18 protein-coding genes are annotated in these 26,533 nt (G+C 67.4%); 14 read left to right on the forward strand and 4 right to left on the reverse strand.

Annotation, left to right across the window (positions count from 1 at the left end):
- The first annotated feature begins 5 nt into the window (after positions 1 to 5).
- From ACOGXE_RS16045 to ACOGXE_RS16055, 3 genes are read left to right on the forward strand one after another with little or no spacing between them, the layout of a single operon-like run.
- Positions 6 to 1,703 carry an FAD-dependent thymidylate synthase gene (locus ACOGXE_RS16045; protein ID WP_419931887.1) on the forward strand — a complete coding sequence of 566 codons (1,698 nt, stop codon included), beginning with the start codon at positions 6 to 8 and terminating at the stop codon, positions 1,701 to 1,703.
- A gap of 28 nt (positions 1,704 to 1,731) precedes the next feature.
- Positions 1,732 to 2,256, forward strand: a complete 525-nt coding sequence (locus ACOGXE_RS16050; protein WP_419931888.1) for an N-acetyltransferase family protein — start codon at positions 1,732 to 1,734, stop codon at positions 2,254 to 2,256.
- Positions 2,253 to 2,660, forward strand: a complete 408-nt coding sequence (locus ACOGXE_RS16055; RefSeq protein WP_419931889.1) for an NUDIX hydrolase — start codon at positions 2,253 to 2,255, stop codon at positions 2,658 to 2,660. Before ACOGXE_RS16050 ends, ACOGXE_RS16055 begins: the two co-directional genes overlap by 4 nt.
- Here ACOGXE_RS16055 and ACOGXE_RS16060 read toward each other — a convergent pair.
- Positions 2,613 to 4,109 (reverse strand): hypothetical protein, encoded by a 1,497-nt coding sequence (locus ACOGXE_RS16060; RefSeq protein WP_419931890.1) that lies wholly within the window; start codon positions 4,107 to 4,109, stop codon positions 2,613 to 2,615. The genes ACOGXE_RS16055 and ACOGXE_RS16060 overlap by 48 nt on opposite strands.
- Before the next feature lie 258 nt (positions 4,110 to 4,367).
- On the opposite strand from ACOGXE_RS16060, the gene ACOGXE_RS16065 reads away from it, so the two are divergent.
- Together ACOGXE_RS16065 and ACOGXE_RS16070 are read left to right on the forward strand one after the other, a co-directional pair.
- Positions 4,368 to 6,815, forward strand: coding sequence for a DNA gyrase/topoisomerase IV subunit A (locus ACOGXE_RS16065; RefSeq protein ID WP_419931891.1), 2,448 nt, complete (start codon positions 4,368 to 4,370; stop codon positions 6,813 to 6,815).
- A gap of 56 nt (positions 6,816 to 6,871) precedes the next feature.
- Positions 6,872 to 8,959: a DNA gyrase/topoisomerase IV subunit B gene (locus tag ACOGXE_RS16070; protein WP_419931892.1), complete on the forward strand. Its 2,088-nt coding sequence runs from the start codon at positions 6,872 to 6,874 to the stop codon at positions 8,957 to 8,959.
- Between the two features lie 152 nt (positions 8,960 to 9,111).
- On the opposite strand, the gene ACOGXE_RS16075 is transcribed toward ACOGXE_RS16070, so the two are convergent.
- Positions 9,112 to 9,933 carry a hypothetical protein gene (locus ACOGXE_RS16075; RefSeq protein ID WP_419931893.1) on the reverse strand — a complete coding sequence of 274 codons (822 nt, stop codon included), beginning with the start codon at positions 9,931 to 9,933 and terminating at the stop codon, positions 9,112 to 9,114.
- A gap of 242 nt (positions 9,934 to 10,175) precedes the next feature.
- Between ACOGXE_RS16075 and ACOGXE_RS16080 the strand changes: the two genes are divergently transcribed.
- The 3 genes from ACOGXE_RS16080 (at position 10,176) to ACOGXE_RS16090 (ending at position 14,323) form a co-directional block, all read left to right on the forward strand.
- Entirely contained in the window at positions 10,176 to 11,912 is a 1,737-nt protein-coding gene (locus ACOGXE_RS16080; protein ID WP_419931894.1) for an N-acyl-D-amino-acid deacylase family protein, read from the forward strand.
- A 65-nt stretch (positions 11,913 to 11,977) separates the two neighbouring features.
- On the forward strand, positions 11,978 to 12,691 hold the full coding sequence (locus ACOGXE_RS16085; RefSeq protein ID WP_419931895.1) for a DsbA family protein: 714 nt from the start codon (positions 11,978 to 11,980) through the stop codon (positions 12,689 to 12,691).
- Between the two features lie 63 nt (positions 12,692 to 12,754).
- Positions 12,755 to 14,323 carry a flavin-containing monooxygenase gene (locus ACOGXE_RS16090; RefSeq protein ID WP_419931896.1) on the forward strand — a complete coding sequence of 523 codons (1,569 nt, stop codon included), beginning with the start codon at positions 12,755 to 12,757 and terminating at the stop codon, positions 14,321 to 14,323.
- Here the strand turns inward: ACOGXE_RS16090 and ACOGXE_RS16095 are convergent.
- Both ACOGXE_RS16095 and ACOGXE_RS16100 read right to left on the reverse strand, forming a co-directional pair.
- On the reverse strand, positions 14,310 to 14,720 hold the full coding sequence (locus tag ACOGXE_RS16095) for a hypothetical protein (RefSeq protein WP_419931897.1): 411 nt from the start codon (positions 14,718 to 14,720) through the stop codon (positions 14,310 to 14,312). The two genes, ACOGXE_RS16090 and ACOGXE_RS16095, sit on opposite strands and share 14 nt — an antisense overlap.
- Positions 14,717 to 18,298 carry a DEAD/DEAH box helicase gene (locus ACOGXE_RS16100; RefSeq protein WP_419931898.1) on the reverse strand — a complete coding sequence of 1,194 codons (3,582 nt, stop codon included), beginning with the start codon at positions 18,296 to 18,298 and terminating at the stop codon, positions 14,717 to 14,719. Before ACOGXE_RS16100 ends, ACOGXE_RS16095 begins: the two co-directional genes overlap by 4 nt.
- Before the next feature lie 278 nt (positions 18,299 to 18,576).
- Here ACOGXE_RS16100 and ACOGXE_RS16105 point away from each other — a divergent pair, with 278 nt between their 5' ends.
- The 6 genes from ACOGXE_RS16105 to ACOGXE_RS16130 all read left to right on the forward strand — a co-directional run bounded on the left by ACOGXE_RS16105 (position 18,577) and on the right by ACOGXE_RS16130 (position 26,520).
- The gene (locus ACOGXE_RS16105; RefSeq protein ID WP_419931899.1) at positions 18,577 to 20,289 is read left to right on the forward strand and encodes a proline--tRNA ligase; all 1,713 of its coding nucleotides are present in this window, start codon (positions 18,577 to 18,579) and stop codon (positions 20,287 to 20,289) included.
- A 173-nt stretch (positions 20,290 to 20,462) separates the two neighbouring features.
- A complete protein-coding gene (locus ACOGXE_RS16110) occupies positions 20,463 to 21,182 on the forward strand; it encodes a corrinoid protein (RefSeq protein WP_419931900.1) in 720 nt (239 codons plus the stop codon).
- The gene (locus ACOGXE_RS16115) at positions 21,179 to 21,910 is read left to right on the forward strand and encodes a DUF1638 domain-containing protein (protein WP_419931901.1); all 732 of its coding nucleotides are present in this window, start codon (positions 21,179 to 21,181) and stop codon (positions 21,908 to 21,910) included. The genes ACOGXE_RS16110 and ACOGXE_RS16115 overlap by 4 nt, the downstream gene beginning before the upstream one ends.
- A complete protein-coding gene (locus ACOGXE_RS16120; protein ID WP_419931902.1) occupies positions 21,907 to 22,836 on the forward strand; it encodes a dihydropteroate synthase in 930 nt (309 codons plus the stop codon). Before ACOGXE_RS16115 ends, ACOGXE_RS16120 begins: the two co-directional genes overlap by 4 nt.
- A gap of 10 nt (positions 22,837 to 22,846) precedes the next feature.
- Entirely contained in the window at positions 22,847 to 24,991 is a 2,145-nt protein-coding gene (locus ACOGXE_RS16125) for an ASKHA domain-containing protein (RefSeq protein ID WP_419931903.1), read from the forward strand.
- The gene (locus ACOGXE_RS16130; protein WP_419931904.1) at positions 24,988 to 26,520 is read left to right on the forward strand and encodes a trimethylamine methyltransferase family protein; all 1,533 of its coding nucleotides are present in this window, start codon (positions 24,988 to 24,990) and stop codon (positions 26,518 to 26,520) included. Before ACOGXE_RS16125 ends, ACOGXE_RS16130 begins: the two co-directional genes overlap by 4 nt.
- Positions 26,521 to 26,533 lie beyond the last annotated feature (13 nt).

Genomic DNA, 26,533 nt, shown 5'->3' on the forward strand with positions numbered 1-26,533 from the left:
GACCCATGGCCCATACCATCAAACGTCAGTGCCGTGCTTCGACCCGACCTGCCGCTGATCCCGTGGCCCACTACACCGCAGAGACCTTCACGCCTGCGGAGCAGGATGTGCTGCGACGGTATGTCACGAACCTGCGCCAACCGGTCTTTGCGCTCGTGAACCTCCCTGAAGTGGTGAAGGGGGCTCTGTTCGCTCGCTACTCCAGGACCCACAAGAGCCTGCGGCGGCTGCTGCTCGACGAGTTCGTGGACGACCTTGACATCTCCGGCGACGAGACCATCGACGCCACCGTTGGCGTTGCCCGTGCTGAGCAGCTCTACCAGCGGGTGTTCGTGGAATACGGAGATGACTCGGTGGCCCAGCTCGGCGCCGTCCATCTCGCGTGCGAGCAGGCCTCCAACCTGCTCACCAAGGTGCTCGAGCGCGGGCGGCTGATGTCGTACCTCGAGCAGTCCACCCGCTATCTGGCCTACGACGAGCGCGTCCAGGGTCGCTACCGCTACCACCGGCCGGCAGCGGTGACGAACTCGGGGGCAGGCACCCGCTATGTCGGCGACGTCGACCGCATGTTCGACGCCTACGGCGACATGGTCCGTCGCATGACAGCGTGGCTCACGGAGCATCACGATGCAGCTCCCAAAGAGAGCGCGGGGTCCTCTGTCGCCGCCAAAGGCGGTGACCTGGCCCGCCGGCGGGCCATCCGGGCCCAGGCGTTCGATGCGGCCCGCGGGTTGCTGCCGGCAGCCAGTCTCTCGAACGTCGGCATCTTCGGCAGCGGGCAGGCTTACGAGGCGCTGCTGCTGCGCATGCGGTCCCACCCGCTGCCCGAGGCGCGCAGCTATGCCGACATGATGCTGACCGAGCTGCGCAAGGTCATCCCGTCGTTCCTGCGCCGTGTCGATCAGCCCGACCGCGGGATCGTGTGGTCGGAGTACTTGGAAGCCAACCACGCCGCAATGTCCGAACTCGCCGGCGAGCTGTTCGCCGATGAGACACCTGAGCCGGTGCCAGAGGTGGTCTTGAGCGACTGGGATCCTGCCGGCGAGGACAAGATGCTCGCGGCGATGCTGTTTCCTTATACAGATCTGCCCGAGTCGCAGATTGCGGCCCGAGTCGCCCAGATGACGGAGGCTCAGCGCCTCGACCTCGTGCAGCGCTACGCCGGCCAGCGCACGAATCGCCGCCACCGGCCCAGCCGGGCGCTGGAGCGAATCGACTACCGGTTCGATGTGCTGGCCGACTACGGAAGCTTCCGCGACCTGCAGCGACACCGACTGCTCACGATCGAATGGCAGACGCTCACGCCGCGTCACGGCTACACAGTCCCGAGCCTTGTCGATGCCGCCGGCGGGGGCGAGGCCTACGACGAGGTCATGGAGCGGTCAACGGATCTCTACGACGCACTCGTCGAGGCGGCAGGACCGCTGGAGGCCTCCTACGCGGTTGCCATGGCCTACCGGGTGCGCTACAGCATGCAGTTCAACGCCCGAGAGGCGATGCATCTGATCGAGCTGCGATCCCAGCCGCAAGGTCATGAGGACTACCGGCGGATCGCCGCAGCGATGTACCGCCAGATCGCCGAGGTGGCCGGACACCAGGCAGTGGCTGCGATGCTGTCGCACGTGGACCTGTCCGAAAGCGTCCTGGGGCGACTCGGCGCCGAAGAGGCCACCGTGCGGCGCCGCTCTGCCGAGCCCGCCTGATGGGCACAAGCTCATGGAGCCTGTGCCCATGGAAGTGACTGCCCTGCGGGCGGGCGACCGACACCTCGATGCGATGGCGACCCTGGCCGAAGAGGCGGTGGCCGAGCAGACCGATGCACGAGGGGGCTGGGTCTGGTCACGTCGTGAGGTGCGCGCACGACCCCTGCGCGAGAGCCTCCGGGCGGCACTCGACGATCCCGATCAGGCCGTGTGGGTCGGCTTGATCGACGACACGCCGGTGGGTTACGCAGCGGCCGCCGTCGAGCCCCTGCAATCGGGCGACCCGCTGGGCCGCGTCACCGACCTGTACGTGACCGCAGGGGCCAGGGACGTCGGCGTGGGGGAGGAGCTGATTGGCAAAGTCCTGCAGTGGTGCGAACAGCGGGGCTGCGTGGGTGTCGACTCGCTGGCACTGCCGGGCAATCGAGCAACCAAGAACTTCTTCGAGACGTTCGGCTTCACGGCACGGTTGCTGGTGCTGCACCGAAAGCTTGCGCCTGCCGCCGACGTGCCGAACACGCCACTGCCCGATCCCTCTTCCGAATCCAGGTGAGCGAACCGGTGCCTGAGGTGTGCGTCGGCGGGATCGCCATGCGGGGAGCGTCGGTGCTGCTGGTCCGCCGAGGCCGCCCGCCGGCAGCGGGTCTATGGGCATTTCCTGGCGGCCGGGTCGAACCCGGAGAGCCCCTGAGTGCTGCGGTCGAGCGTGAGCTGGCCGAGGAAACCGGCCTCGTGGTGCGGTGCGGCGAGCTCGTCGGCGTCACGGAGCACATCGGCGACAGCAGGCACTTTGTGATCTTGGACTACGCCGTGGAGTGCTCGCCTGACGCGGCGCCTGTGGCGAGTGACGATGCGGCCGATGCCCGGTTCGTGAGCTTCGCCGAGATCAGAGCGGGGTTGCTGCCGCTCTCAGGCGGGATGCGCGAGTTCCTCGACCGCCACGTCCTCGGCGGCTGACGCCTCCGTCCCGGCTTCGGCTGCTCCGGGCTGCTCGCCGCCGGTCTCGTTGACGGCGTCGCCGCTGGCATCGGCCTCACCGGCGGTCTCCGGGTTGCTGACAGGCGCGGCGGCCTCAGCCGGCTCGGCCTTCGGTCGACGGCCCCGCTGGCGCCGGGGCTGGCTGCGTGGCCGCGCCTCGGCGGGGTCGATCCCCAAGGCGGCGGCGACTTCCGGCAGCCGGCTGGCCACCTTCTGAACGGCCTCGACAAGTTCTTCAGTGGGTTCGGACGGGATGTTCGACAGCACCACATACGGCCGAACCGGCGAAAACGCCACCGCTTCGAGTACCACGGCGATGCGGTGCTGCGATGCTCCCGTGCCCAGAGCGGCATTGGCCTGCGAGGTCAGCTCCTGTGCAATCTCGGGGGGCAGCGGTGCGCCGGCTTTGGGGGGCCGGGAACTGAGGCGCAGGGCTCGTACGACGCGCCCCTCGGTCAGTGTGGTGCGCAGCTCGTCGTGCCATTCCCGCTGGCTGCGCTCGACACGCTCGTTCAGCCCCTCACGAATCTGCTCGGCGAGTTCTCGAGCCTCGGCGTCACGGGCATAGTCCTCGGCGGCCACCAGCACGGAGCGCAGGTCGCGCAGGTCCGTTCGCTCGATGCCGGCGAGCGCCGCATCGGCACGATCCCGCCATTCGGCAATCTGCATCTGCCCGACGAGCGATTCAGCGAGAGCGAGCACGCCCTCGGCAGGGACCTCGGGGGTCCCCTCCTCCGCTGCTGTGCGGTTCTGAGCCTCGATCTCCGCGCGTACGGCTGCGAGCCCCCCGCGTGCAACCTGCTCTGCCACCACCTGCTGTTCCGCGGGCAGTGATGCAATGAGTGCATCACGATGCTTGCGGCCGGGCCGAAGCTTGCGGGCCTTGGGCTTCGGCGGACGCTCTGGGGTCTCGGTCTTCGGTTTGCCGTTGTCGTCGGTCGGCGCGTCCTGCTGAGCGTTGCCATCCGGGCGCCGGTCGCGATCCCGCCGCTGGCGCCGCTTGGCGCCGTCACGCTCCGCTGCTGTGGCGCGCCCGCGGCTGCGATCTCCGCCTCCGCGCTCCCGGCGGCGGTTTCGCTCGCCTCGTTCGCCGGGGCGACGCTTGGCCCGGTCGCCGTCGCGCTTGCGACCACCGCGACCTCCCACCCGGGTGGTCGTCGTGCCTGCAGCCCGATCCGGGGGGCCGATCAGCTCGATGCGCTCGGCTGGAGGCTTGCCGCTACGTGCCTTGGGCGGCAGGACTTGGGTGACGAAGATGCCGTCAACCTCAAAGTCGGCGTCGACGCGCAGAACGTCGCCCTCGCCCACGCCAGGCGGAAGCAGCTCGCCGTCGAGCACGCCCTTGGGCTGCTTCGCTCCCGCCGCGCGCCATGTCCACGAGCCGTCGTCACGCCGGCTGGTCAACTCGACTTCGAGGCGACGGCTCACGGTGCCTTCACCAACACTCGCGGCAGGCTAGTGGCGTGCTTTCGCTTTGGCGGCACCACGACGACGCGCAACGAGGCATCCACGGACGCTCGATATCCAGGCCAGTCCGGAAATGTCAGGGCGCGAGAATGCCGCCGTCGTACTCTCGGATGCAGCCGCCGGGATGCGCCACAGCGAACGGTGCAACCCGGTAGTGCTGGCGCGCGCACGCCCGCTCGTGCTGTGCAACACCTCCAGTCCCTGAAAGGGCCTTCGACGATGGCCGGACCCACCGCACCGACGACGATCGCACGCGAGATCCACGAGATCGATGTCGCCGACGAGATGCGAGATTCCTTCATGCCGTACGCGCTGTCGGTGACGACGGCGCGGGCAATCCCCGACGTCCGCGACGGCCTCAAGCCGGTGCAGCGGCGGATCCTCTACGTGATGGACGACCTGGGGCTGCGGCCCGGCACGCCGTTTCGCAAGTCCGCCGGCGTGGTGGGGGAGGTGATGGGCAAGTACCACCCCCACGGCGACAGCGCCATCTACGAGGCGATGGTCCGCATGGGTCAGGACTTCGCCATGTCGGTACCGCTGGTGGAACCCAAGGGCAACTTCGGCAGCCTCGACGACCCGCCGGCCGCCTATCGCTATACCGAGGCACGTCTGAGCCCCGCCGCGATGACGATGGTGACCGGCATTGACGAGAACACCGTCGATCTGGTGCCCAACTTCGACGGCGAGCGCCTCGAGCCCGAATGCCTCCCGGCTCTGCTGCCGAACCTGCTGGTCAACGGCGCCAGCGGCATCGCCGTCGGGATGGCCACCAACATGGCCCCGCACAACCTGGCAGAGATCTGCGCCGCGCTGAAGCTGGTGCTGCGCCAGCGGCGTCCCAAGCCCACGACGGCTGAGCTGATGAGCCTCATTCCGGGCCCGGACTTCCCGGGCGGCGGGATCGTGATCGTCGACGACTCCCTGGCGGAGGCGTACGAGACGGGCCGCGGAACGGTCCGCATCCGGGCGAAAGCCCACATCGAGCCGCTGACTGCACGCCGCGACGGAATCGTCGTGACCGAGCTGCCCTACATGGTTGGGCCCGAGCGCGTGCAGGCCAAGGTCCGGGAGTTGGTTTCGAATGGACGCCTCGAGGGCGTGGCGGCGGTGAACGACCTCTCGGACCGGACGCACGGCCTGCGACTGGTGATCGAGACCAAGCCAGGCGTCAATGCCCACGCAGTGCTCTCGGAGCTGTGGAGCCTGACCCCGCTGGAGGACACCTTCGGCATCAACAACGTGGCGCTCGTGGACGGGGTGCCCCGCCAGCTCGGCCTGCTGGCGCTGTGCGAGCACTACGTCGCGCACCGCCTCGAGGTCATCACCCGCCGGACGCAGTACCGGCTGGATCGCGCAGCCGAACGGGAGCACATCCTGGCGGGACTGCTGGTCGCGCTCGACAACATCGACCTGGTCATTTCGATCATCCGGGGCGCAGCCGACGTGGCGTCTGCACGAGCCGAGCTGATGGAGCGCCTGGACCTCTCGGAGATCCAGGCCAATCACATCTTGGACATGCAGCTGCGGCGGCTCACGGCACTCGAGACGCAGCGCCTGCGCGATGAGCTCGACGACGTGCGGGAGGCCATCGAGGGCTACCGCAAGATCTTGGCGTCCGACGCACGGCGGCGGACGATCGTCGAGCGGGAGCTGGACGAGCTGGTCGAGCAGTTCGCGGCGCCGCGCCGAACCGAGATCAGCCACCGCGACGACATCGTGACCCTCGCGGCCGCGATGGGGGAGGGGGGAGCAGACGGCACCCTCGATCTCGAACGCGACATTTCCTCCGATGAGCGCACCAGCCTCGTGACGCTGTCCACTTCGGGCTTGCTGGGCCGCCGCCATGAAGAGGACCCGCTGAACGCCAAACCGGGTCGCCACGACGTGCTGGTGGCCACAACGACGGCCTCAGATTTCGACGTAGTGCACCTGGTGACCGACCGGGGGAGGGTCTTGCGCACCGAGGTGCGGTCGATTCCCGAGATGCTGCGGGGAAGCCGCGGCGCACCAGTGCGGGAGATGTTCTCGCTGGCGCGCGGCGAGCAACCGGTTGCGCTGTTCGGTCATGCCGCCGCCCCGATCGCGCTCGTGACGCGTGCTGGCATAGCGAAGCGGCTCGACGCCGGTTCGCTGGCCTCGGTGCGCAGCGGCAATACCGTGATCTCGCTGAGCGACGGCGACCGGGTCATCGCCGCCTTCGATGCTCCCGACGGCTCGGAGATCGCTCTGGTCTCCACGACGGGACATGCGCTCCGATTCGAGGCAGAAGCGCTCACCGTGCGGGGCCCCGGCGCAGCCGGTGTCACCGGCATGAAGCTGCGACCCGGTGCCACTGTCCTGGCGGCCGCAGCAGTGTCGTTCGGGGCACTGGTGGTGCTGGTCACCGACGAGGGCGCTGCGAAGGTCACCGAGATTTCGGACGTGCCGTCGCGGGGACGGGGCACCGCAGGCTCGCCGACAGTGAAGCTGGCCGGCTTCGAGACGCAGATCGTCTACGGATGGGTAGGTCTCAACCGCCAGCTTGCGGCGGTCGTGGCCCCCCACGACGGCACCGGTTCACCCGATCCGGTGCCGCAGCGACCCGACATCTCGCCGACCCGGCGCAATGGGCCGGCCAAGCGGACGGCCCAGCGCATTTTGTCGTTGGGGGAGTACCGGTTCTGATGGCACCATCGGCGTCATCGACGACCCGCAGAACCTCGAAGGGACAGCCGCTCACGATGGCCGACGCCGCCGACCCCGATTCGGGCGAGACTTCTCCGCCCGCCGGCAGAGTGCCTCGCGAAGGTGACTACGACGCGAGCTCCATCGAGGTGCTCGAAGGCCTCGAAGCGGTGCGCAAGCGCCCCGGCATGTACATCGGGGGCACCGGCTCGGGCGGCTTGACGCATCTGCTGTGGGAGATCATCGACAACGCGGTAGACGAGGCCGCCGCCGGACACGGCAAGCTGATCGAGATCACGCTGCATGGCGACGGCTCCTACGAGGTGGTCGACCGGGGCCGCGGCATCCCGATCGACATCAAGCACGACAACACCACCGCCGTCGAGGTGGTGTTCACCGAGCTGCACGCCGGCGGCAAGTTCGGCAACGGCGCGTACGGCGCCTCCGGGGGACTGCACGGCGTTGGCGCCTCAGTGGTCAACGCGCTCTCGAGCCGGATGGAAGTCGATGTGCATCGCAAAGGCGCCACGCACCGCCTCGAGTTCAAGAATCGAAAGGCCGGTCACACCGACAGCGCCGGCCGCTTCCGCGAGAGCCACAAGCTCAAGCGGGTCGGGCGGGTGTCGTCGGGCCGCACCGGGACGCGCGTGCGGTTCTGGCCGGACGCCGAGATCTTCGACCCCGCTGCCACCGTGGACTTCGACGAAGTGCGCGAGCGCATCACCCAGGTCTGCTTCCTGGTGCCCAAGGTCAAGATCAGCATCGCCGATCGCCGCCGGGAACCTGCTGTGGTCGAGGAGATCGTCTCGGGCGGCGGCCTGGGCGACTACGTCGACAAGCTGGCCGGCACCGACGAGCCGGTGACCGGGCTGATCCGGCTGACCGGCGCGGAATCCTTCACCGAACGTGTGCCGGTGGACGGCAAGCTCACCGACGTCGAGCGGCACTGCGACGTGGAGGTCGCGCTTCGCTGGACCCGTGCCTACGCCACGCGCATCGTCGGCTTCGTGAACACCATTCCGACCCCCGAGGGCGGCACCCACATCGCCGGATTCGAACGAGCGCTCACCACGGCGGTGAACTCTGCTCTGGCTGAGGCCGATCCTCGCAAGCTGCGACGCCTCAAGGATGACGCCCGGGCGCAGCGGGAGGACGCCCAGGAGGGCCTTGTGGCAGTGGTGCGGGCGACATTTGTCGAACCGCAGTTCCGGGGCCAGACCAAGCGGGAGCTGGGCACGCCGCAGGTACAACGGATCGTGGCCAACGTCGTGCGTGAGGGGCTGCGGGCGTGGTTCGACGGCAGCCATCCCGGATCGCGCAAGACCCACGTGCGGGCGCTGATCGACAAGCTGGCAGACGCCGTGGTGAACCGGGTGGAATCCCGGCGGGCGCTCGACCAGCGGCGAAAGGCGGCTGCACTGGGCACCAACGGCATGCCCGACAAGCTGGCTGATTGCCGCCTGCACCCCGAAGGCGAGCTGCTGATCGTGGAGGGCGACTCCGCGGCCGGCCCGGCGAAACGGGCCCGTGACAGCGCTTGGCAGGCGGTGCTGCCATTGCGGGGCAAGGTGGTGAACGCCGGCAAGGGCACGCTGCGGTCGGTGCTCGACAACGCTGAGGCAACGGCTCTGTTCACCGCGCTGGGAGCAGGCTCGGGCCACGATTTCGACGCCGACTCATGCCGATATGAGCGCGTCGTGCTGCTGGCTGACGCGGATGTAGACGGCAGCCACATTCGATGCCTCGTGCTGACCCTCATGTACCACTACATGCGGCCGCTGCTGGAGGGCGGCCGGGTGTACGCAGCCCAGCCGCCGACGCACGCGTTCACCATCGGCGCAGACAAGCGATTCGTCTATTCCGATGCCGAGCGAGAGGCGCTTGTGGCCGAACTCGACGCTGCCGGGCGCCGCTACCGGCTGACCAGATTCAAGGGGCTGGGCGAGATGGACGATGACGAGCTCTTCGAGACCACGCTCAACCCCGACACTCGAGTGCTGCGCAAAATCGGCTTGGGCGAGGCACGTGCAGAGCAATCCCGTGCAGCGGAGGCCTTCAAAGTGATGATGGGCTCGGAGGTGGAACCCCGCCGCAAGTTCATCGTCAAGCACAGCCAGGCCTACGGACAAGCCCTCGACATCTGAAGCATCTGCGGTGACCGGTTCCGCTGCTGAGACTGCCGAACTGGACCTCAAACGCCGATAATAGACATTATGTCAAGTTGAGCAATTTCGGCCGGACAGCCATGGCTGGCGCGCCGGATCACGATCGGCCGGAAAGGGACCGGCGCGGTTCCCTACAGCGACTTCTCCGCTGCCTGGCAGGCGTATGTGGCACGCATCTCGTCGCTGAAACACCACGGACGCCACCCGTAGCGCTCCCAGAGCGCGTAGGCAGTTTCGACATTGATCGCCGGGTCCAGCCAGGCGTCGCACGGCGATGCCGGCAGGCTGCCAGTGTCGTACCTCGCTTCCTTGGCCCGGTAGCACCATTGGGCGGTCGTCGTTGACTGCGTGCGACCGTCACAGCGAAGATCCACCGGCGCGACGGAGGCAGGAAGACTGTGCACGTCGGGCAGCCCGTCAATGGCCTTGCCGGCCCAGCAGGTGGCGTTGAGCTGCAGGAGCCCCCAATCGTTGGTGATGGACACCAGTCGAGCGTTGCACCTCGACTCTCGCCAAGCCATGGCGAGCACCACATCGGCATTCCAGCTTTTGCCGTCGACGATCAGGCTGTGGAATGTTCTGCACTCGGCTTGTTCGCCGTCGTTGGGCAGGAATGGTTGTTCGTGCGCGGGCTCGATCACTGCGGTGGCGGTCTGGATCGGTGAAAGAGGCAGATTGGGGTGCTCCCCCACCGAGTTCGCGGTGATGCCGGGCTCGCGGTACCGGCGCCTGATGACCGGCAACTGCGGTGCCGGGATCGGCTCTTCGAGCACGCCTGCAGTGGTGTAGGTGCTCTCGCTGGCGGCCTGCGGCTCGTGCGTTCGCGGGTCAGGGATCTCGAGGCGCGCTGTCCCGGTCGCGGTGACGGCGGCAACACCCGCCACGATGGACCCTGCGACGGCGAGTGTCGCCGCGGCGGTGAGGAATTTCTTGCGCTGTGCAGTGAACTTCATTGCCTGAGGGGGGGTGGGCAAACGAGGCGGGAGCCTAGGTCTGCGCGACGCTCAGGGCGCGGCACACTCCGGCAGCCCGCAGCGTTGGAGGCGGCTGCCTCCCGGCAGCCCACTGTGTTGGATGCTGCTGCCTCCCGGCAGCCCGGGAGGCGGTTGGGTAGCGTGAAGGTTCGATGCCGACGCGGTTCGTGGCCGCCGGCAACGGTTGGGACTGATCGAGGCGAGCACACCGGGGGCAAGCGATGAGCGCTGAGTTCGACATTCACATCAAGGGCGGGACGGTCGTCGACGGCACCCGCGTGCCTCGCTACAAGGGCGACGTCTGGATCCGCGACGGCAAAGTGGCTCAGCTCGGCGGCCGTCCGCAGGGCGCAGCCGAACGGGAGATCGACGCCACGGGCAAGATCGTGGCACCCGGCTTTGTCGACCTGCACACCCACTACGACGCTCAGATCCGCTGGGATCCGTGGTGCACCATCTCGGGCTACCACGGCGTGACCTCGGTGGTGCTCGGAAATTGCGGCTTCGGCTTCGCACCGGTCAAGCCCGAGTTTCGCGACCGTTCGATGCTCACGATGACCCGCACCGAAGCGATTCCCTATGAGTCGATGAGGCTGGGCATGGACTGGGACTGGGAGACCATCCCGGAGTATCTCGACTCGCTGGACCGCGCCCCGAAAGGGGTCAATGTCATCCAGTACATGCCGACGGCGTCGCTGATGACCTACGTCATGGGCCTCGAGAAGGCCAAAGCGGGCGAACCGGCTTCGGAGAACGAGCGCAAGGAGATGGCCCGGCTCCTGCACGAGGGCATGGACGCCGGACTCTGCGGCTTCTCCATCCAGCGCCTCGGCCCAGACAGCGTGCAGGCCGACTTTGACGGCTCCCCCATGGTCACCGACATCATGTGCGACGAGGACATCCTGAACTTGGCGCGCGTGCTGGCGGAGCGGGATGAGGGTTTCATCCAGATCACCCAAGGCACCGGCGACATCCGCGCCGACATCAAGTTCCTCGAGGTGCTCGCGGCCGCAGCGAGGCGGCCGATCCTGCACAACGTGGTCGCACCTGCCCGCAAGGATCCCGAGGTGCACCGACGCCCGCTGCGCTGGATCGACAAGTGCTGGAACCAGGAACTGCCGATCTATGCGCAGTGCGGGACCGGGCGCGCCGGGTTCGCCTTCACGCTCGAGCACTGGAACCTCTACGACGCCTCCCCCGCCTGGCGCGCGGTCACCACGGGCTCCAAGGAGGAGAAGATCGAAAAGATGTCCGATCCCGAGCTGCGCAAGGCACTCGTGGACGAAGCCGAGGAGGCCGACCGCCGGTTGCAGGTCATTCAGGCGGGCGTGGGCGGCAACCCCAAGGGCCTGATCGTCCAAGGCGTCAACCGTCAGGCCGACATGCAGCAGTACGTCGGGCGCTCAGTCGGCGATCTGGCCTCCGAACAAGGCAAGCACCCCATCGAGGTCATGCTGGATCTGTCCCTGCAAGGCGACCTCAATGTGGAGTTCCTGGGTCCCGACAAGGGCTCGAACGCCGAGTTCATGGGCGAGATGATGCAGTCGCCGTACGCCATTCCCGGAGTCTCCGACGGCGGCGCGCACACCAAGTTCTTCAGCGGCGGCTCCTACACCACCGACTTTCTGACTTGGCTGGTGCGCGACGAGGGCACGGTGACGCTGGAGGAAGCGCATTACCGGCTCTCGGCACTGGCCGCCCACGCTGCCGGCTTCAAGGACCGAGGCACGCTGCGCGAGGGCGCCGCCGCCGATGTGGTGGTCTACGACATGGAAGAGCTCGAGATCGACCCGCCATGGATCGGCAACGTCGAACACGACCTGCCGGGCGGCGAATGGCGCCGGGTCCAGCGAGCCAAGGGCTACGACCAGATCATCGTCAACGGCGAGATCACCTTCGAATCCGGCGAATGCACCGGCGCCACCCCCGGTCGCCTGCTGCGGCATGGCCGCGGCTGAGCGGCCCATCAATAACGTCGCGGCTGAGCGGCCCAACGGGCACAGCGCGGCTGAGCGGAGCACTCATGACCATTACTGCTGACACCTACGACGGCCCCACCGAGGTCGACTTTCACTTCGACGTGATGTGCCCGTGGGCGTACCAGACCTCCATCTGGATGCGTGACGTGCGCGACCAGCTCGGGCTGACCGTGAACTGGAAGTTCTTCAGCCTCGAAGAAGTCAACCTGCGCGAAGGCAAGAAGCACCCCTGGGAGCGCGACTGGAGCTACGGCTGGTCGATGATGCGGATCGGGGCCATCCTGCGGCGCGAGTCCATGGATCTGCTTGATCAGTGGTATGCCGCCTCTGGCCGCTCCCTGCACGTGGACGGCAACCGTCCGCACAACCCCGACGTGGCTCGGCACCTGCTTGAACAGATCGGAGCCGATCCGGCGATCGTGGACCTGTCCATCTCCGATCAGAGCACCCACGACGAGATCAAAGCCGAGCATCAGCGGGTCGTCGACTCGGGCGGCTTCGGGGTGCCGACGCTGTACTTCGGCGACACCGCGATCTTCGGGCCGGTGCTGCTCGAGCCCCCCACTGGTGACGCAGCGCTGCGCATGTGGGATCTGGTGCTGGGCTGGCTCGAGTTCCCGCACCTGTACGAGATCCAGCACATGCCCCGGGACGAGAAGAAGATCTTCGACACCTTCCGGCCCTATCTCGAGGCGCGCGACTGGGTGAGCATCAACCGCGGCAAGGAAGTCGGCTTCGAGCCTCCGGCAGCGGACTGAGCAATGCCCAATTCAGAGAGGCAGGTCCCACCGCAGTCCGATGTAGCGGTATTGGGTGCTGGCGTGTCCGGCATCTACCAGATCAAGCGTTTGGCCGATCTCGGCGTCGACGCAGTCCTGTTCGAAGGCGAGGATGATCTCGGCGGCACGTGGTACCGAAACCGGTATCCGGGCTGCCGCTTCGACTCCGAGAGCTACACCTACGGCTACTCGTTCTCGAAGGAGTTGCTCGAGGAGTGGCACTGGAAGGAGCGCTTCTCGTCCCAGCCGGAGAACCTGCGCTACCTGAACTATGTGGCGGACAGATTCGACCTGCGCCGCCACATGCGCTTCGGCGCTCGTGTGGAACGGATGGACTGGGACGATGCCGCCCGCCGGTGGAACCTGAGGTTCGCGAACGGCGGGTCGCACTCCGCCCGCTTTGTGGTCACCAGCCTCGGCCCGCTGTCGGCGCCGACGATGCCGAGCTACGAGGGCATGGACGAGTTCGAAGGCGAGGCATTCCATACCTTCTTCTGGCCGAAGGAGCCTGTCGCGCTCCAAGGGCGGCGGGTCGGCGTCATCGGCACCGGGGCGACCGGCATCCAGGTGATCGCCGAGATCGCCGACAAGGTCGCCGAGCTCAAGGTCTTCCAGCGCCGGCCCAACTGGAGCACCCCGCTCAACAACTCGACGATCTCCGAGGCGGAGATGGACGAGATCCGCGACCGCTACGAGGAGATCTTCGCCAACTGTGCGGCCTCGCCTGGGGGCTTCGAGCATGTGCCCCGCTGGGGGTTCTGGGACAGGACCGCTGACGAACGCCGCGCCCTGTGGGACGAGCTGTACTCGCAGTCCGGGTTTGCCATCCTGGCCGCGAACTTCGCGGAGATCTTCTTCGACGAGGTGGCCAACCGGGAGGTGTCCGAGTACATCGCCGATCGCATCCGCGGCCGGGTGGACGACCCTGCAGTGGCAGAGAAGCTGATCCCGCTGGATCATGGCTTCGGACTCCAGCGCCTGCCGCTCGAAACTGACTACTTCGAGGCCTACAACCTGCCCAACGTGGAGCTGATCGACCTGCGGGAGACGCCGATCGAGCGATTCACCCCCGCCGGCATCCAGACCAGCGGCACCCACTACGACCTCGACCTGATCGTCTATGCGACCGGCTTCGACGCCATCACCGGCGCGTACGACCGCGTGCAGATACACGGTGTCGACGGCACATCGCTGTCAGAGCAGTGGCGGGACGGACCGAGCACCTATATCGGCGTGCTGTCCCACGGATTTCCCAACCTGCTCATGGTGGCCGGACCACAGAGCGTGTCGGGGTCCACGAACTTTCCCCGGGCGATCGAGACCGGCGTCGAGTGGGTCACCGATCTGGTCGCCTATGCGCTCGATCATGGCTACAGCAGGATCGAGGCCGACGCTGAAGCCGAGCAGGACTGGGTGGCCGAGGTCATCCGCGCCCACGAGCGGATGCTGTTCCGCCGCAGCAAAGGATGGTTCACCGGCTACAACTCCAACGTCGCCGGGCACGAGGAAGGCAGAGTCCGCTACCAGGCCTATTTCGGCGGGGCGCCGCGGTACCGGGCCAAGATCGATGCGATCGCTGCTGACGACTACCGCGGCATCACGCTGGAGTGACGTCGTCGTCGGGGGCGAGCAGGTCTCCTGCTGCGGCCAGCGCGCCGGCCATCGCAACAGCACGCTGGTAGACGGCTTCGAAGTAGTGCTCCGCGGCTGCCTCGCGACCCGCGAGGGGCGGTTTGCCGAGCGAGCGCACGGTCGACGTCGGATCCGTCGTGACCGTGACTCGAGGCTTCTCCGTCAAGACGTCGGGCGGCTGCACCGGTCCAGCGTCAGCGTCGGCCGATCCCTCTGCTGTTCCGGTGGGAGCTGCATCAGGCTGTTCCGGCGTCGGGATCGCCGCGGCAGCGCCATGCCAGAACGCTGCGCTCGCTTCGGCAGCCTGCCGTTGCTGGACTTCAGCCCCGTCGATGCGACGTGTTCGCGAGGTCTTGCGGCGGCGGCGATTGCTCATGACCCGCTCACGCTTGCCGGCACCAGGTCTGCCATCTGCGGTGTTCCGGTGTCAATCCCGTTGGAGTCGTCGGCGAGCAGGGCGTCAGGATCGATGCCCAAGGCGTGGCGCAGCTGCTCGGCGTCGAGATCACCGATGGAGCTGGATTTCGGCAGGACCATGTCGGCGATGCGCCGTTTGCCGGCCACCACCTCCTCGACCCGCTCATCGACCGTGCCCGGACAGACGAGGCGGTGGCAGATGACTGTGCGCGTCTGGCCGATGCGCCATGCCCGGTCTCGAGCCTGGTCCTCGACTGCGGGGTTCCACCAACGGTCATACAGCACCACATGGCTCGCCGCTGTCAGGTTCAAGCCCGTGCCGCCTGCCTTGAGCGACAGCACCATCGCTCCCGGCCCATCCTCGGATTGGAATCGGCGCACCATGCGATCACGGGCAGAGCGACCCAGCCCTCCGTGGTAGCAATCGATCTGCAGTCCGGTCCGCTGCGTCAGGTGGGCAGCGAGCCGCTCGCCCCACGTGGCGAAGTGCGTGAATACCAGCGCCCGCTCCCCCGCTGCGAAGACGGCCTCGAGTATCTCGTGCAGCCGGTCGAGCTTCCCGCTGCGCCCGTCGATCTGTGAGTCGATGTCGTCGGGGCGGTAGTTGAGCGGGTGATTGCAGATCTGCTTGAGAGCAGTGATGGCCGCCAGGACGGCTCCCTTGCGCTTCTCGCCCGCTTGCTCGCTCTCTGCGGTGTCGACGATCAGCTGGTCGAGCACTGCCTGGTACAGGCCGATCTGCTCTGGCGTCATCGCGCAGTGAGCCAGCTCGTCGATGCGGTCGGGCAGCTCGGCGGCAATCAACGGCTCTGCCTTGGTGCGACGGAATACCAGCACGCCATTGAGCGCGTGCAGGGCCGACTCGGCGGCTCCACGCGAGTCCCCGGGACGCTGCAACTGTGCGATGAACGGTGTCCTCGATCCGACCAGGTCCGGATTGCAGAAGTCCATGATGGCCCACAGGTCACCGAGGCCGTTCTCGATCGGCGTACCGGTCAAGGCCAGGCGAACTCGGGCTGACAGCCGGCGAAGCTGCTTGGCGGTTTCGCTGGTGTGGTTCTTGATGACCTGCGCCTCGTCAACCACGATTCGGTCCCAGGCCACTTCTTCGAGGGCGTCAATGTCGCGCACGGCAGTGCCGTAGGTGGTGATCACCACATCGATCGGGCCATTCTCGGCGCTATCGGCGCCGTCAGCACCGGCACTGTCACGCAGGGCACGGACCAGTTCTGCGGGTTCGCGCCGAGCGGGGCCGTGATGGACAATCGTTGACAATCCCGGCGTGAAGCGTGCCGCTTCTGCCGCCCAGTTGGTGACGACGGCTGGCGGGGCGATGACCAGGGCGGGGGCTTGACGCCGGTCCGCTGCTATGCGAGCGAGCACGGTAGGGGTCTTCCCCAGACCCATGTCCAAGGCGAGACAGCCGCCGAGACCGGCGCCATCGAGGAACTCCAGCCAGGCAACGGCTTCGGCCTGGTATCTGCGCAGCTCGCCGATGAATCCCTCGGGACTGGTCCGCGGCGCAGTCGAGATGGCAGATGCAGAGCGCAGCAGGTCGGCCGCCCAACCGCTTCCGGAGATGGTGATGCCGCCGCGTACCGATGGGCCCTCGAGGCCCAACGCCTGGCGCAGCATCTGCGAGCCCGTGAGCGAGGTGACCTCTGCGCGCTCGGCAAGCGCGGCAGCCGCTTCAGCGAGGTCGGCATGATCCAGCGCGATCCACTGGCCCCGGTCGCGCACGAGCGGGCGGGCTTGGGAGGCCAGCTCGTGGATCTGATCTGCAGTCAACTCCACATCGCCGAACACGGCCGTCCAACTCACTGCGGTGAGCTGCTGTGCTCCCAGGGCGCTGTCGACATCGGTTGCCGCGGTAAGCCGGAGAGAGGGAGCTGGACGCTCGCGGGAGAGATTCGGGATCTCCACCTTGAATCCCGCTGACTGCAGTGCCGGCCCGGTCACCGACATGAGCTCCCATGCCTCGTCCTGGCTGAGGATGACCTCACCACGCCGCTTTCCCCCGGGCCGCATCAGCACCGGCAGCAGCCGTTCGAGTCGGGTGAGCTGATCGCGCACCTCGGTACGGTGCGAGCTGACGCCGCTCACCATCGCAACCTCGACAGGCTCGCTCACGCCCTCGGGACTGGTGGCAAGGACCTCCATGTGCCAAGCCCCGGCGTCGTCGGGCTCGTCGAGCCGCACAATGAGCGATTGCCGGGCGGCAGCGGTCACCGGCCTGGCCCACAGTTCGATGCGTCGGGCCAGATCAGAGCCCTGAGTTGCCGAACCCACAAAACGAGTGCCGTCGAGGTAGGCCAAGAAGGCCTCCGCCATCTCCGCCCGGCTCCGAGGCTCGGGCGAAGCAGCAGGAACATCGAGTCGCTTGGCAGCACTCGTGACGATGGCGTCGACCATGCCCGACAGGGCCGACTGCACCGTCGTGCGTGCCTCTGCTTTGGGTTCGGGGGCTCCCACCGCTCCCGGCAGACACTCGATGAGCGCCGTCAGCCGGTCGGCTTCCGGCGAGGCGGGCTGCCACTGGACCGAGAATTCCGCCGTATCGGGCCGTTTGCGGTTGCGGCGCTTGCGAACACGATGGAGCCGCGGCACCGTGCGGCCCCCTGCCACCAGTTCCACGGCTGTCCTGGCTGCAGCTCGCAGCCACAGCGCGCTGGAGCCGAGCAGGAGATCACCGTTCGGATCGCTCTCGGCATCGGGAAGCTGTTCGTTGCCGTGGAGGGATTCGTCGTCGCTGGGCCGGTCGCTCTCAGCGACGACCCCTGAATGGATCCCAGCGGTGGACGATTGAACTGATGCACGGCCGGTGACGGAGCCGTCGAGACCGACCAGCCAACCCAGGACGTCGCCGACATCAGCCACAAGTGCCTCAGCGCTCATGCCGCCCGGCAGCTTGATGTTCGGATTGGGCCGCCAGACGCTGTCCGGTGCCCCAGTGGCCACCAGACGGTCCATGACGCGATCTGTGGGGTCTGGCTCGGATCCGGCGCCTGCAGCCCACGCCACGATCCGGCCGGGCTGCCAGGAGAGCTGCAGAGCGACCGGTTCGGGTGGTGTACTCGCGGCGGCCGCATCGTCGGCGCCCCGATCCGATGCCGACTCGTCGGGTGACTCGGTGGCGTCCAGGCCCGTCAGGCGTTCGTAGGCAGCGGCGAGCTCGCTGAAATCGGCCTCGAAGTCCCGCACTACCTGTCGCCGGATCGGGCGGGGCAGCCTGCGGGCTCCCGACAGCGACGCCTCAGTCTGGTCGAGCAGGTCCAGCAGGACTCGTTCCCAGCGAAGCGGGTCGGTCCTGAGCATGGCGAGTTGGGTCGTTCCGGCGACACCGTGTGCCTCGGCCCACACGAGCCGCGCAATCTGGGACCAGCGCATGGGCGCGAGCGCAGAATGAGCGGCGCCGTTGCGCGACTCGACGGATCCTGACATGTCGCCGTTGCGGGCGGGGTCGCCTGCGGGCGCGAGCCGTTCGAGCGTCGGCGCGCCCTGAATCGGAGCCTCTGTCGCTGAGTCTTCGTCGCTCATCGCGTCATGGGGGGCACGGGCAGGTGCGCTGCAACGCCTGCCCGGACTGCTCTGGGGGCATGCCCGAACCGCCGATGCGGGACCTGCTGCGGACACCATCACCGTGGTCGGCGCTGTGCCCCGGTCCGCCGCCGAGACTGCACGACCGATACACGGTCGCCGGTGTGCAGTCGCCGGCTACGCAGATGGAGGGTACCGGACCCGCATCGCATCGCCACAATCCGGCCGATCGAGTCGGATCGCGCCATGTGACAGGTTGCCCGCTTACCCTGCGTCGGATGCGATGGTCCGATTCGTTCATGCCCACGCTGCGTGACGCTCCCGCAGATGCCGAAGCGGCCAGCCACCAGCTGCTCGTGCGCGCCGGCTTCATCCGGCAGTTGCATTCGGGGCACTACAGCCTGTTGCCGCTCGGCCTGCGCGTGCATAACAAGGTGGCCGACGTCGTCCGTGCGGAAATGGATGCCATTGGTGCGCAGGAGTTCCTGCTGCCTGCGATGCATCCGGCGGATTTGTGGCAGCGCAGCGGTCGGTGGAGCCTCATGGGCTCGGAGATGTTCCGACTGCGCGACCGCAACGATGCCGACGTCGTGCTGGGCATGACGCACGAGGAAGTCTTCGCGGCGTTGGCTGCGGAGATGAGCTCATATCGAGAGCTGCCCCAGACCTGGTACCAGATCCAGACGAAGTTCCGCGACGAGCCTCGCCCGCGCAGTGGCCTGCTGCGCGTGCGCGAGTTCATGATGAAGGATTCGTACAGCTTCGACTTGGACGAAGCGGGCCTCGATGCGTCGTTTGAGGCGCACCGGGAGGCCTACCAGCGCATCTTCGGACGACTCGACCTCGAGGTCATGGCCGTACAAGCCTCCTCGGGAGCCATGGGCGGCGATGCCAGCGTCGAGTTCATGGTGGCATCGCCGGCAGGCGAGGACGACGTGGCTCGCTGCCGAGGCTGCGGCTACCGGGCGAACACCGAGCGGGCTCGCGCTGCGGTGCCGCCGATCGCGGACCCACCCTCCGGCAGTGCACCTGAACGTTTCGCGACGCCGGGAATCCGCACCATCGATGCCCTGGCTTCCTTCGAGGGCGGTGCGCCGGCGGAGCGACAGATCAAGACGATGGTCATGGTCCTCGACGAGCAGCTCACGCTGGTGATCCTGCGAGGCGATCACCAGCTCAATCTGCAGAAGCTGGCCGATTGCAGCGGCACCACCGAGGTGCGGCCTGCCACCGCGGCCGAGACCCTGGCGCAACTCGGCGCCAATCCCGGAAGCCTCGGCGCAGTGGGCATCGACGAACTGCCGATCTACGCCGATGAGGCATTGCGGGGCCGCCGGTCCATGACAACCGGCGCCAACGAGGACGACTGGCACCTGCGTGACGTGGACGTCGAGCGCGACATCAGAGATCCGATCTGGGCTGATCTGCGCGAAGTTGCCGCAGGCGAAGCCTGCATCGTCTGCGGCAAGCCGCTGGAGATCGTGCGCTGCATCGAGGCAGGGCACATTTTCAAGCTCGGCCGCCGGTACTCCGAAGCGATGGGCGTGTCGGTGCTGGATGCGAACGGTGCTGCGGTGACCCCGATCATGGGCAGCTATGGCATCGGCATCGGACGCGCGATGGCCGCGGTGGCCGAAACCCATCACGACGAATGGGGCTTGTGCTGGCCGGTTTCGATTGCTCCGTTCGAGGCGGTGATCACCGTGCTTGACCCGGCAGACGAAGCCCAATCGGCAGTGGGTGAGGAGCTTCAGCGGGAGCTGGCAGCACTGGGCGTCGAGTGCCTCTATGACGATCGCCCGCTGCGGCCGGGGGTGAAGCTGGCGGATGCGGAGCTCGTCGGCATCCCCTATCGCGTCACGATCGGAGCGCGCAGCTTGGCAGAGGGCAACGTGGAGCTGACCGAGCGCGCTGCACGCGAGACACGCCTGCTCGCGGTGGCTGAAGCGGCAGCGGTGGCAGCCGGGGAGATCGACGCGAACCGACGCTGAAACCTGCCGGTGAGAGCACCGATTCCGCCCCGAGTCCGTGCTCTCGAATGTCAGCGTCCCGACAGGGTTCGTGGTACCGTACTGCTGTACCGTTCTGCGGCACAGTTCCACTATGCGGAACAGCAGCCGGGTACATCGGCTCAGATGTCATGGCAATGGCGAGGGGGCAGGGCATGGCCGATGCGGCAACCGTCGACAGCGCCGATGCTGAAGAGGACATCGACCTCTCAACCCTCGACGATGACGATCTCATTGCACAGATGCACGACGATCTCTATGACGGTCTCGGCCCGGAGATCGTCGAGGGCACCGAACTGTTGCTCGGGCGCGGTTGGCCAGCAGACAAGGTGCTCAACGAGGCGCTGGTCGAGGCCATGCGCATCGTCGGCATCGATTTTCGGGACGGGATCCTGTTCGTTCCCGAGGTGCTGCTCGCCGCCAATGCCATGAAGGCCGGCATGGAGATACTCCGGCCCCTGCTCGCTGAGACGGGTGCCGAGCCGATCGGCAAGATCGTCATCGGCACGGTCAAGGGCGACATCCATGACATTGGCAAGAACTTGGTGGGGATGATGCTCGAAGGTGCGGGTTTCGAAGTCGTGGACCTGGGAATCAACACCGACGTCGATGAGTTCCTTGCGGCGCTCGATGAACATCGGCCTGACATCTTGGGCATGTCGGCGTTGCTGACCACGACCATGCCCTACATGAAGGTGGTGGTCGACACGCTGATCGAGCAGGGCCTACGCGACGACTACCTGGTGATCGTCGGTGGCGCGCCGCTGAACCAGGAGTTCGGCGAGGCCGTCGGTGCCGATGCCTACTGCCGCGATGCTGCCGTGGCGGCCGAAACAGCGACGGATCTCATCAGAGCCCGGCGCGCTGCCGCATGAGCTCGGCGAGAACACCGCAGACACCCGGACGCCTGCTCGTGCTGGCGTGCGGAGCATTGGTCAACGAGTTGCAGGCGATCGTGGGTACCGGATATCTCGGCCACGTCGACGTCGAGTGCCTGCCCGCCAAGCTGCACAACCGGCCTTCTCTCATCGCCGGCGCCGTTCGGGAGCGCATCGCACGGCTGCAGGCCGAGGGCCGTGCATATGAGCGAGTCCTGCTCGGCTACGCCGACTGCGGAACAGCCGGTGCGCTCGATGAGCTCTGCGAGGAGTTTGCAGCCAATGCAGGCGAGGGCGCTCCCGAGGTGATGCGCGTGCCCGGGGCTCACTGCTATGAGTTCTTTGCCACCGCACCGCGATTCGCGGAGATGTCCGAAGCCGAACCGGCGACCTTCTACCTGACCGACTATCTCGCCCGCCACTTCGATCTGTTGGTGTGGAAGGGCCTCGGCATCGCCGACCATCCTGAACTCGCGGAGCTCTACTTCGGCAACTATCGGCGGGTCGTGCTGCTGACCCAGACCCCAGACAGTTCGCAGCGCGCTCGCGTCGAGGCATGCGCCCGTGCTGGAGCAGATCGCCTCGGTTTGCCGCTGGAAATTGTGGAAACCGGCTATGGCGACTTGGAGACTGCGCTGACACAGGTCGCTGCGCCAAGGCGCCGCACTGTGCCAACCCAGCTCGCCGCGCCACGTCGCAACGACGGGCACCAGGTGCCGGTGTGACCGACACCGTCATCAGCTCCGCAACGCGGGAGGCCGTCATCGGCTTCGATCGCCCGTTCGTGATGATCGGCGAACGCATCAACCCCACCGGTCGCAAGATGCTCGCAGAGGAGATGCGCTCCGGCGACTTCAGTCGGGTCGAGGCAGATGCGCTGGCCCAGGTTGCGGCCGGCGCCCACATGCTCGACGTCAATGCGGGCGTGCCGCTTGCCGACGAGCCGGCCTTGCTCGCCACGGCAGTCAAGCTTGTTCAATCGGTCACCGATGTGCCGCTCAGCATCGACTCCTCGGTGATCGAGGCGCTCGAAGCCGGTGTCGATGCCTATGTCGGCAAACCCCTCATCAACTCCGTCACCGGCGAGCCCGAGGTCATGGAACGCGTGCTGCCGCTGGTGGCACGTGCCGGGGCCGCAGTGGTGGCCATCTCCAATGACGAGACGGGCATCAGCGAGGATCCCGATGTCCGTTTCGAGGTGGCTCGGCGCATCGTGAATACTGCGGCCGACTACGGCATTCCGCGTCACGATGTCGTCGTGGACCCGCTGGTGATGCCCATCGGCGCCATGGCGACCGCAGGGAGGCAGGTGTTCCAGCTCGTGCGCCGCCTGCGCGACGAGCTCGGCGTGAACACCACCTGCGGTGCCTCGAACGTGAGCTTCGGTCTACCCAATCGCAACGTCATCACCGGCACGTTCCTTGCCATGGCGATCGGTGCCGGCCTGACTTCAGCCATCATGAACCCGCTCCACGCCGATGTGAAGGCAGCAGTCATGGCTGGCGATGTCCTCGCCGGCAACGACGAGAACTGTGCGGCGTGGATCTCCGAGCACCGCGACCGCAGCGCGCTCGGGGCGAACGGTGCTGCCGGTGCCGGGACGGGCGAACGTCCTCGGCGACGGGGCGGGCGTCGCGCTCGCACCAGCTGACGGAGCCCCGATGTCCCAGGGCTCGCTCCCGCCCGCCGACGTCGCGGCGACGGTCAAGGTGGTATTCACGCCGGCGGGGCGTGCTGGCACCGTGCGCGCAGGCACCACCGTGCTCGACGCGGCTCGCGAGCTCGGCGTCGACCTGGACAGCGTGTGCGGCGGGCGCGGCATCTGCGGCCGCTGCCAGGTCCGCCCTTCGGTGGGCTCGTTTCCCAAATGGGCCATCACGGCCGGCCCTGAGGCGCTCAGCTTGAGGGGCGCCACCGAGGCCGCATACGACGGCCGCCGCCCGCTGGGTGCGGAAGCACGGCTGGGCTGCCAGGCACGCGTCTGTGCCGACGTCGTTGTCGACGTGCCCCCCGACAGTCAGCTGCACGGCCCTGTGGTGCGCAAGCACGTCGACGTCGGCGACATCGCGCTGGACCCGCTGTCCACACTGCACGTGGTCACCGTGCCGCCGGCGACACTGGACGAACGGCGCGGACTGGCCCAGGTTGTGATCGACTGCGTGGCCGACGAGTGGGACGTTCGCCTTGCCGGCGTGGTGCCAGGGGCGCTCGCGGGGCTCCATGCGTCGGTAGCCGCCGGCCCGGTCGATGACGCCGGCGGTCGGTTGGTCACCGTTGCGGTCCGTTGGAGCGGTCCAGAGCTCGCCAAGCGCACGGGGACGGTCGCGACGGTATGGCCTGGAGTAGTGACTGCGGCACTCGGAGTGGCGATCGACATCGGATCCACCACGATTGCGGGCCACCTCACCGACCTCCACAGCGGGGAGGTGTTGGCCTCGGCCGGCAGGATGAATCCCCAGATACGACTGGGCGAGGACCTGATGAGCCGGGTCTCGTACGTGATGATGAATCCCGGCGGAGCGCGCGAGCTCACAGCCCTCGTCCGCGAGTCGCTGGCCACGCTGATCACCGAGTTGTGCAGCGATGCCGGCGCTGAGCCGGACACCGTGCTCGAGGTGGTGCTCGTCGGCAACCCGATCATGATGCACATCGCCCTCGGCATCGACCCCACCCCGCTCGGGCAGGCGCCCTTCACACTGGCCACCGATGCAGCCGTCGAGCTTGACGGACCCGCGATGGACCTGCCGTGCCCAGCGGCTCGGGTCTACGTCGCGCCTGCGATCGCCGGTCATGTCGGCGCCGACACCGCAGCGGCAGTGCTCGCTGGAGGGCCGCATCGCGATGACCGCGTCACCCTGCTGGTGGACGTGGGCACCAATGCCGAGATCGTGCTGGGGAGCTCGGGTGGCCTGTGGGCCGCGTCCAGCCCGACCGGGCCCGCCTTCGAAGGCGCGCAGATCAGCTGCGGTCAGCGTGCAACGCCGGGAGCGATCGAACGGGTACGCATCGATCCGGTGACCTGGGCTCCCAAGGTGCGCGTCATAGGCAGCGACCTGTGGTCCGATGAGCCTGGCTTCACGGAAGAGATCGAGCGGCGGGTTGCCGCCGGATCTCGCAGCGCGGCCGCCGGCGTCACAGGCATCTGCGGCTCGGGGATCATCGAGGTCATCGCCGAGATGTACCTGGCCGGGGTTCTGTCGTCCGATGGAGTCATCGCAGCACCGCCAAGCGAGGGCCCGCGGGCTGCCCGGGTCATCTCCGACGGCCGAACGTCGTCGTTCGTGCTGTACGAACCGCCAGCAGGCACCGGCGGACCGACGATCTGCATCACTCAGAACGACGTTCGGGCCATCCAGCTGGCAAAGGCGGCACTGCGCGCAGGCATCGACCTGCTGTGCGAGCACGCCGGCATCCATGCTCCCGATCGTGTGCAGCTCGCCGGAGCCTTCGGGGCGCACATCGACCCGGTGCGGGCAATGGTGCTCGGCCTCATTGGCGATTGCGACCCGGCTGCTGTGCGATCGGTCGGCAACGCTGCAGGGACAGGCGCTGTTCGCGCGCTGCTGTCGGGCACTCAGCGGACCGAGATGGAACGCGTGGTGAGCGGCATTCGCAAGATCGAGACCGCTACCGAACCCCGATTTCAGGAACTCTTCGTTGCAGCGATGGCACTCCCCCACGCCGCCGCGCCCACCCCGCAGCTCGCGACCGTGGTGAGTCTTCCCCCCCGCGCATCGGCTACGACTTCACGTCAGCAACAACGCGGCAGACGCCGGGCAACACCCCCAGCGAGCGAGGAACCATGAGCGAGCGACGACGACGAGGGGGCGGCCGCGCGGCACGCCAGGCCCAACGGACGGCGGCCGAGGTGGCCTTCAACACCCACGTGCACCGGACGCTCCCCCCGGTGAGCGTGCTTGACGACGACGGCCTTGCCCAGATTGAGGAGAACGCCGAGCTGATCCTGTCCGAGGTGGGCGTTGCCTTTCAGGACTTCCCCCGCGCACTCGAATTGTGGCGCGACGCGGGCGCCGATGTAGACGGCGAGATCGTGCGTTTCCCCCGCGGCATGTGCCGCGAGATCGTGCAGGCCAATGCACCAGCTGTGTACACCCAACACGCCCGCAACCCAGCGCGCTCGGTGCCGATCGGCGGCGATGCCACAGTGTTCGCTCCCAACTACGGCTCGCCGTTCGTGACTGACCTTGACGGAGGGCGTCGATATGCCACGCTGGCGGACTTCGAGCGAGTCGTCAAGCTGGTCTGGATGCTCCCGCACCTGCATCACAGCGGCGGCACGGTCTGCGAACCGGTGGACGTGCCGGTGAACAAACGGCACCTGGACATGGTCTACGCACACCTGCGCTACAGCGACAAACCGCTGATGGGCTCGGTCACCGCCGCCAAGCGAGCGACCGACTCGGTGGAGCTGTGCCGCATCGCGTTCGGCGGTGATCTGGGCGACCGCACCGTGCTGACCAGTCTCATCAATGCGTCGTCCCCGCTGCGCTGGGACGCCACCATGCTGGGTGCCGCTGAGGTGTACGCACAGAACAACCAGGCGTGCGTGATCTCGCCGTTCATCCTGGCCGGGGCGATGTCGCCGGTCACCGTGGCGGCACTGGCAGCCCAGGCACTGGCCGAGGCGCTGTCGGGCATGGCGTTCTGCCAGCTCGTGCGGCCCGCCGCACCCGTGATCTTCGGCACGTTTGCATCGTCGATGTCGATGGCCACCGGCGCACCCACCTTCGGCACACCCGAGGCAGGCCTGGCGATCTACGTGATGGCCGAGCTTGCACGGCGGGTCGGGGTGCCGTTCCGTTCCGGCGGACAATTCACGTCATCCAAGGCGCCGGATGCACAGGCGGCCTACGAGTCCGCCTCGACGCTGCTGCCCACGATGGCCGCAGGTGTGAACTTCGTGCTGCACGCCGCCGGCTGGCTCGAAGGCGGGCTGACGCTGAGCTACGAGAAGCTGCTGATGGACGCCGACCAGCTCGGCATGATGGAGGTGTACGCAAAGGGCATCGACATGACCCCCAACGGTCAGGCGGTCGAGGCATTCACGACCAACCCGCACGGTGACCACTTCCTGGGTCACCCGCACACGCTGGCGAATTTCGAGACGGCCTTCTACCAATCATCCATCGCGGACAACAACAGCTTCGAGCAGTGGGCCGATGAAGGGTCGCAGGACGCCGCGCAGCGGGCCAACGGGTTGATGAAGCAGATGCTCGCTGACTACGAGCCGCCGCCGATCGATGAGGCCGTCGATGCCGAACTGCGCGACTACATCGCCCGCCGCAAGGCCGAGGAACCCGACGCCATCGTCTGACGCTGGCGCCAGC

The sequence above is a fragment of the Candidatus Poriferisodalis sp. genome, assembly GCF_965208555.1.
GTDB lineage: Bacteria > Actinomycetota > Acidimicrobiia > Acidimicrobiales > Poriferisodalaceae > Poriferisodalis.

Excerpts from the sequence above, each read along its gene's own strand:
- ACOGXE_RS16080 (WP_419931894.1), top strand. The coding sequence starts at position 10,176 with ATGAGCGCTGAGTTCGACATTCACATCAAGGGCGGGACGGTCGTCGAC.
- ACOGXE_RS16070 (WP_419931892.1), top strand. The coding sequence starts at position 6,872 with ATGGCCGACGCCGCCGACCCCGATTCGGGCGAGACTTCTCCGCCCGCC.
- ACOGXE_RS16075 (WP_419931893.1), bottom strand. The coding sequence starts at position 9,933 with ATGAAGTTCACTGCACAGCGCAAGAAATTCCTCACCGCCGCGGCGACA.
- ACOGXE_RS16110 (WP_419931900.1), top strand. The coding sequence starts at position 20,463 with ATGGCCGATGCGGCAACCGTCGACAGCGCCGATGCTGAAGAGGACATC.
- ACOGXE_RS16095 (WP_419931897.1), bottom strand. The coding sequence starts at position 14,720 with ATGAGCAATCGCCGCCGCCGCAAGACCTCGCGAACACGTCGCATCGAC.
- ACOGXE_RS16100 (WP_419931898.1), bottom strand. The coding sequence starts at position 18,298 with ATGAGCGACGAAGACTCAGCGACAGAGGCTCCGATTCAGGGCGCGCCG.
- ACOGXE_RS16125 (WP_419931903.1), top strand. The coding sequence starts at position 22,847 with ATGTCCCAGGGCTCGCTCCCGCCCGCCGACGTCGCGGCGACGGTCAAG.
- ACOGXE_RS16105 (WP_419931899.1), top strand. The coding sequence starts at position 18,577 with ATGCGATGGTCCGATTCGTTCATGCCCACGCTGCGTGACGCTCCCGCA.
- ACOGXE_RS16050 (WP_419931888.1), top strand. The coding sequence starts at position 1,732 with ATGGAAGTGACTGCCCTGCGGGCGGGCGACCGACACCTCGATGCGATG.
- ACOGXE_RS16065 (WP_419931891.1), top strand. The coding sequence starts at position 4,368 with ATGGCCGGACCCACCGCACCGACGACGATCGCACGCGAGATCCACGAG.
- ACOGXE_RS16115 (WP_419931901.1), top strand. The coding sequence starts at position 21,179 with ATGAGCTCGGCGAGAACACCGCAGACACCCGGACGCCTGCTCGTGCTG.
- ACOGXE_RS16085 (WP_419931895.1), top strand. The coding sequence starts at position 11,978 with ATGACCATTACTGCTGACACCTACGACGGCCCCACCGAGGTCGACTTT.
- ACOGXE_RS16045 (WP_419931887.1), top strand. The coding sequence starts at position 6 with ATGGCCCATACCATCAAACGTCAGTGCCGTGCTTCGACCCGACCTGCC.
- ACOGXE_RS16130 (WP_419931904.1), top strand. The coding sequence starts at position 24,988 with ATGAGCGAGCGACGACGACGAGGGGGCGGCCGCGCGGCACGCCAGGCC.